A 6,828-nucleotide genomic window follows, 5' to 3' on the forward strand; every position below is an offset into this window, starting at 1 on the left:
ATAGAATAGATGATTAAACTGGCTATTTTCTTAATCTATCTGCTGCTATTAACATGATGAAAAACATCCTGAGGTGATCTACTTATTATCTTTTTTCTAAATGCACTTTTTTCTGTTATCTATCAAAATAACTTCTCTCATCTGTCATTCGAAATTATTAATAATATATATTCCTTCCTTACACTCAAAAATCCTTCTTCATTTTCCAAAAATCCACATTTTTCACGGTTATTAATGATATAGTCCCGTTATAAGATTGGGAATTTGTCGGAATAGGTCTTTGGCCCGAGAATGAAATCATTTTCCTCCTTATTCGATTTTTAATCAAATTAGGTGAACCCAAGCCTTTAGCGCAAAAAAAGATCAGGAATTCATCCTGATCTCTGTCATGATACAATCTTATTTAACAGGAACTCTATTTTCTCTAAAAGTTGTTCTTTTGCAGGTTGATCCATTTCCATTTCGTCCATTGCCTCTTTCATTGTGCTAATCCATATCTTAGCCCTTTCGGGAGCTATTTGAAATGGGTGTCTTTCTTTCACCTGCGATGCTTGCTTATCTTTATCCTGAACAGATTCTTCTGAAACTAGGCGGTTTATAAAGGCTCTTTGTCTATCTTTCAACCATTCAGGATCTACATTTCTTTCCTTAAACATAGAAATATAGTAGGAATCCTTCAGCAGCTTATCATAGAAGCGATCTACTAATTCATCAACTTTTTCCTGTTCTAATACAATCGTCATAATCCAATCCCTCTTTTTCTAGAATGGTATTTATATTTTCTACTACCATTATAGTGTAAATTATTTTTCAAAATTGTGACTGCATCACAATAAGAGGATAAATAAAAAATAGAGGAGTAAACGACTCCTCTACCTGCTATTTTTATTATACCCATTCCTTGATACAACACTTTGAACCTCTATTCGATCTGGTCTTGTATAAATGTTTAATGAATGATTGCGGAGAAAGCCAACGGTTGTGATATTAAGCTCTTCTGCCAGCCTGAGTGCCAATTCAGTCGGAGCTGATTTGGACAGAACAATACCACATCCAATTTTGGCTACTTTTAATAATACCTCTGAGGAAATACGGCCACTAAACACCATAATTTTGTCTGAAATAGATATTGAATGCTGCAAGCAATAACCATAAATTTTATCCAGGGCATTATGTCGTCCGATGTCCGTTCTATCTACGACGATGCCATTACTGTCACATAGGGCTGCATTGTGTACTCCACCTGTATCCTTAAAGATAACCGACGACTCCTGCATCAGTTTCATCAAATGAAAACATTGGTCAATAGTAACCGTCACATCTACGTCTTCAAGTGGTTTAACTGTTCTAGCATCATTATAAAAATAATAGCTTTGCCGGCTTTTACCACAGCAAGATGTTACATATCGTTTCGAGTGAAACATCTCGTTGAGTTTGTTTACTTTATAAGTATTCACAATCGCACGGCCTGTCGCTTCGATAATCGTAAGTTCTTTAATTTCTTTATAACTGCTAATGATCCCTTCTGACGCTAAAAAACCCATTACTAGTTCTTCGATATGGTCAGGGCTGCAAACAAGTGTAGCGAACTCTTGTTCATTGAGAACAATCGTTATGGGATATTCAGTTACAATGGTATCCGTTACTTTGTGTATGGCGCCTTTCTCATACCTCCATACATGGCTTTCCATTTTCATTGGCTGGTCCATACTTATTCACTCCTAGTTACTTTTACTCGATCGACTGGTCAAAGACAAATACGGTCATCGCTATATCTTCCTCGATATTAATATCGGAAAAAAGCCGCAAAACCTTTGCCCCCATCAAAGTTTCAAATCGTAACAGGACCTCTGGCTTTTTATAGATTTCCTTTACGAATCTTGTTCTCGTCTCATGGACCATCTGTGTGCCCTGTTCTGAATGAATCATGAACTTTTCTACATTTGTCAGGTTTCCTTTCATTTCACTGATCGCCCAGGAACCGATAAATTTCGTGGTGATTTCCTTCGGTCCGTTGCCAACATATTCTTTTCTTACTTCACGAACAAGCATACTAAATTGATGTTCCATATTCTTTGTCATGAACCGCCCTCCTCATCTTTACAGTTTCGGACTCCTTGTTACTCTTTTAATCCTTCTCCAATACCTTTTAACAGGTTAAATCCAAATCCTAAAGCACGATTGATATCAGGATCTTTTACGGCCTTCATTAAGTCTAGGAGCCCAAACTTGGTATCGGCTTTTAATCCTTGCTCGGCCTTTTTCAATCCAGCTGTCAAGCTTTTGGCAAGCTTACTGGTTGTTTCAGGATCAAGTTCAGTCAAAATGCCTCCAGCAGCCATTGCATTATTAATCATGTTTGTCACTGGTTTTCGTGTAAGCTGACCAACCGCGATTTTTGCTGCGCTTTCTTTTGCTTTTAAGAGACTTCCTAAAGCATCCATCATTCCGCTATCATGCAATTCTTGCAATAGATTCAACGTCTCGAGTAACGAATCCTTATTTTGTGCGACCCCGGAAATAAGATTCTCCAGGGATTCTATTTTCTTTTCTTCTTCTGTCATTTCCGTTTTTTGAATAGTTTGTATTGGCTTAGCCATTACCCATTCCTCCTGTCATAGAAACCAGGCTTAACATACTCGTTTACACTGGCAATCGGAACGTAATCTCCGCGTTCCCACTTGCGGTAAATCTCAAGGCCCATTTGTGGTGTTCGCGTCGCATTACGTGGATTGTACCTTGGAAGCGGATTTTCACCGTCAAATTCGAGGACCTCCATCCGCACTTTGGCTTGTTTGTATGCTGGTGTATGTGTCACCACATCTACTGCCCCTCCAGTAAGCAGGTTAACCGCACTCTCGTGGCTGGAGGAATGCATTGGCACATACACCGTTTTTCCTGTCACACGGTCTGTTACTAGAACTGGCAGTCGAATCGCCCCATATGGGGATACAAGACGAACAAGTGAACCATCCTTTACTCCCCTCTCTTTTGCAAGTTCGGGGGATACCTCGACGAAAACTTTCGGGAATTTGTAGTTAAGTCCTTCTGATTTCTGTGTTAAGTTCCCTTCATGGAAGTGCTCCAACAGACGTCCGTTATCTAATGAAAGATCGAATTCTTGCGGGAACTTTACTGGCGGCACATAATCGAACAGACCGAACCGAGCTTTTTTATCTGGGAAGTGAAAACCGTCTTGGTAAAGCAGCGGTGTGTCTGTTCCATCAGGAGAACCCCAGTGGAAGCTGTTCCACCCTTCAAGAATATCGTAACTGCACTGGCTGAAGAAAGGAGTTAAGCTTGCCATTTCCGCAAAAATTTCACTAGGATGAGTATAATTCCATTCAAAGCCCATCTGTTTCGCGAGCTGTGTAAGGATCCACCAGTCCGGTTTACTATTCCCAAGAGGCTCTAATGCTTGATACAAACGCTGTACGCGGCGTTCGGTATTTGTAAAAGTTCCATCTTTTTCAAGAGAAGGAGCTCCTGGCAAAATAACATCAGCGAATTGGGCTGTTGTTGATAAAAAGATTTCTTGTACGACAAGGAAATCTAACTTAGAGAGCATTTCCTGTGTATGATTGGAGTCGGCATCAACCCATGCCATATCCTCTCCAGCGATGAACATCGCCTTCATCTCGCCTTTATCAATGGCTTCCAGCATCTGAATATTGTCGAGACCAGAAGCTGCAGGGATGTCGACACCATAAGCCTTTTCAAACTTTGCACGTACTTGGTCATCCGTTACTGACTGATATCCAGGGAAGATATTCGGCATAGTTCCCATGTCAGCTGCACCTTGTACGTTATTATGGCCCCGTAACGGATAGGCACCAGCATTTGGCCGTAACATGTTTCCTGTTGCAAGGAGCAGGTTTGCAATCGCAACAGAAGTGTGTGAACCCGCGATGTTTTGGGTCACACCCATCCCCCAGCAAATCACTGTTCCATCCGCATCACGAATCATTTCTGCCATTTGAATTAAAGTTTCTTTAGCAATACCTGTTATCTTTTCTGCCTCTTCAAGAGTGTACGGCTCCATCATTTTTAGGAACTCATCATACTGGTTGACATGCTTTTGAATAAATTGCTCATCATGCCAGCCTTGGTCGATCATATACTTTGTTACAGCTGATAGCCATACGTAGTCTGTTCCTTGTTTCGGACGAACGAACAAGTCGGCACGGTCTCCCATTTCATGTCGGCGTACGTCAACGGTTATTAATTTTTGTCCGTGAAGTTTTTGCGCACGTTTGATACGTGTCGCAAGTACAGGGTGTCCTTCTGCAGGGGCACATCCTACAAGTATGACAAGACCCGCACCCGCTATATCTTTAATGGTTCCGGTGTCGCCGCCGATCCCTCCTGTTTGTTGTAATCCCCATGAAGCTGGTGATTGACAATAACGTGAGCAGTTATCCACATTATTGGTTCCAAACACTTGGCGGGCCAGTTTTTGGATCAGGTAGTTTTCTTCGTTCGTAATCTTAGAGGATGAAATAAAACCGATGGAATCACTACCGTAACTTTCTTTAATCCTACCCAATTTCTTTGCTACGAGAGAAAGGGCCTCATCCCAAGTTGCTTCAACAAACACATCACCTTGACGGATTAAAGGTGCTGTAATCCGCTCGTTTGAATTTACATAGTCCCAGCCAAATTTACCTTTTACACAGGTGGAAACACTATTTACAGGAGCGTTTTCCGATGGTTCAATTTTGAGTATTTCACGATCTTTTGTCCAAACTTCAAAGGAACAGCCAACACCGCAGAAAGTACAAACGGTTTTTGTTTTCTTGGTGCGGGTGTCACGCATAGCTGCTTCTACTTCTGAAACGGCAAAAATTGTTTGATAATCAGGCTCTACCGCTTTGACAATGTCAATCATCGGTGTAAGCAAGTCATCTGAGATGCTTGTCATAAATCCAGCCTTTCCAAGCATCGATTTTTCCATCAAGGCATTACAAGGGCAAACGGACACACACTGACCACAGGATACACATGAGGATTCGTTAATACTTTTTCCTCCGTCCCATAAAACACGAGGCTGACCGCTTTCCCAGTTAATTGTTAGCGTTTCATTCACTTGAAGATCCTGACAGGTCTCCACACAACGTCCGCATAAGATACATTGATCTGGATCGTACCGATAAAACGGATGAGACATATCTGCCTCATAACCCTTAGAGCGATGGGGACGTGTTTGATGCTCCACCCCCATCATTTCTGCCGTATTATGTACACGGCAATTGCCATTGTTATTATCACATACGGTGCAGTATAATAGATGATTTTCTAAAATACGGTCCATTGCTTCCTCCTGTGCTTCCTTCGCAAGCTCAGACGAGGTCAAAATGTCCATGCCGTCTTCCATCATAGTCGAACATGCACGCATAATGTTACCGTTTATTTCACACATACAGGTATCACAGCTTTGCACCGGACCTAGAACTTCAGAATAGCAGATGTGCGGATGGTCCATTTCCTGTTGCAGTAAATAATCTAAAATACGCGTTCCTTTTTCTACCTCATGTGCTGTTCCATTAATAAGCACATTGATTTTTTCTTTCACTGTAAATCCTCCTTCGTTCAAAGCAGAGAAATCTATTTATCTACTAATAAGATTACTTTTATGACCAATATATTTATATCTATCCTGAATTCTTCCTTACCTGTAACTAGTCCTTCTTTTTCTATAAAACAATTAATATGTTTAAAGTACAAATACTAGTCGTTAACCAGCTTTTTTGATACTTGGCTTTGCTATTGCTAGTGTTTGAAGAGATTCTTTATGAATGATCCAATAGATAGAGGCAACAAAAACCGCGCCGCCAATAGCATTTCCCAATACTACTGGGACAAAATTAGTGAAATAACTTCCCCATGTAAAGTGCCCTGAGAAAATAGCTGCAGGAATTACGAACATGTTAGCTACAACTTGCTGAAAGCCGATCGCTACAAACCCCATAATCGGGAACCAAATGGCAAACATTTTTCCAACAATATCATTTGAACCAAAAGCCATCCAAACAGCTAAGCAAACGAGCCAGTTGCATCCAACACCGGAAATTAAGCTTTGAATAAAGGTTTCGTCTATTTTCTCTTCTGCGATTGCCACGGTTTTGTTTAGGTATGGACCTGTTTCCGTTAACCCTACTATGTGACCAAAGAAGTAGGCAACAAAGATTGCTCCCATAAAATTACTTACTACTACTAAGAGCCAATTTTTCACTAATTGTCCTAGCGTAGCACGCTTTGCTAGAACGGCAATCGGAAGTGTCATCATATTTCCTGTTACCAATTCTCCACCTGCAATCATGATTAATATTAGTCCTATAGGGAAAACTGCAGCTCCGATTAGCGAACTGAAGGAACCCCATTCCTCCGGCATATTTGCTGTTACTCGAATATCTAATAGAAATCCAAGTGCAATAAAGGCACCGCCTAAAAATCCTAATAAAAGTGCATGTCCAGGCTTCATCGATGCCTTTCTGGCACCAGCCTCAACAGCTAACTCCACAATACGCCTAGAACTATGAAACGCCATATTAATTTCCTCCCGGTAGTTGATGTAAGCATGGGTAAGCATGGGGACGGTTCTCCTGCTCCTTTAGAAGCAGGAGAACCGTCCCCATGCTTCGCCACTGCTTTAAAAACGCAAAAAAGCCCACTATAAATCGGTTCTCATGCGAATGCATGTACCGTTTTATAGTGGGCTGACAGCTGAGCATATCTCATACTAGCAATCTTTCCCGCCATATACACTACGTCAAGAACAGGATGCTGCAGTCAATTTTTGATTAACGGGCATCAATGAACTTTCCATAT

6 protein-coding genes are annotated in these 6,828 nt (G+C 41.1%); all 6 read right to left on the reverse strand.

Annotated elements, in window-relative coordinates:
• Positions 1-386 precede the first annotated feature (386 nt).
• The 6 genes from V7266_RS09930 to V7266_RS09955 all read right to left on the reverse strand — a co-directional run bounded on the left by V7266_RS09930 (position 387) and on the right by V7266_RS09955 (position 6,547).
• Positions 387-743 carry a hypothetical protein gene (locus V7266_RS09930; RefSeq protein ID WP_335467733.1) on the reverse strand — a complete coding sequence of 119 codons (357 nt, stop codon included), beginning with the start codon at positions 741-743 and terminating at the stop codon, positions 387-389.
• 129 nt (positions 744-872) lie between these two features.
• Positions 873-1,709 carry a formate dehydrogenase accessory sulfurtransferase FdhD gene (fdhD, locus tag V7266_RS09935; RefSeq protein ID WP_335467734.1) on the reverse strand — a complete coding sequence of 279 codons (837 nt, stop codon included), beginning with the start codon at positions 1,707-1,709 and terminating at the stop codon, positions 873-875.
• A gap of 22 nt (positions 1,710-1,731) precedes the next feature.
• Positions 1,732-2,082 (reverse strand): DUF2294 domain-containing protein, encoded by a 351-nt coding sequence (locus tag V7266_RS09940; protein WP_335467735.1) that lies wholly within the window; start codon positions 2,080-2,082, stop codon positions 1,732-1,734.
• Between the two features lie 38 nt (positions 2,083-2,120).
• Positions 2,121-2,600 carry a DUF1641 domain-containing protein gene (locus V7266_RS09945; protein WP_335467736.1) on the reverse strand — a complete coding sequence of 160 codons (480 nt, stop codon included), beginning with the start codon at positions 2,598-2,600 and terminating at the stop codon, positions 2,121-2,123.
• Positions 2,600-5,572 (reverse strand): formate dehydrogenase subunit alpha, encoded by a 2,973-nt coding sequence (gene fdhF, locus V7266_RS09950; protein WP_420491367.1) that lies wholly within the window; start codon positions 5,570-5,572, stop codon positions 2,600-2,602. Before fdhF ends, V7266_RS09945 begins: the two co-directional genes overlap by 1 nt.
• Before the next feature lie 162 nt (positions 5,573-5,734).
• Positions 5,735-6,547: a formate/nitrite transporter family protein gene (locus tag V7266_RS09955; protein WP_335467737.1), complete on the reverse strand. Its 813-nt coding sequence runs from the start codon at positions 6,545-6,547 to the stop codon at positions 5,735-5,737.
• Between the last annotated feature and the right edge of the window lie 281 nt (positions 6,548-6,828).

Origin of the sequence: Neobacillus drentensis (assembly GCF_036965645.1) — a bacterium.
Taxonomy (GTDB): domain Bacteria; phylum Bacillota; class Bacilli; order Bacillales; family Cytobacillaceae; genus Neobacillus; species Neobacillus drentensis_D.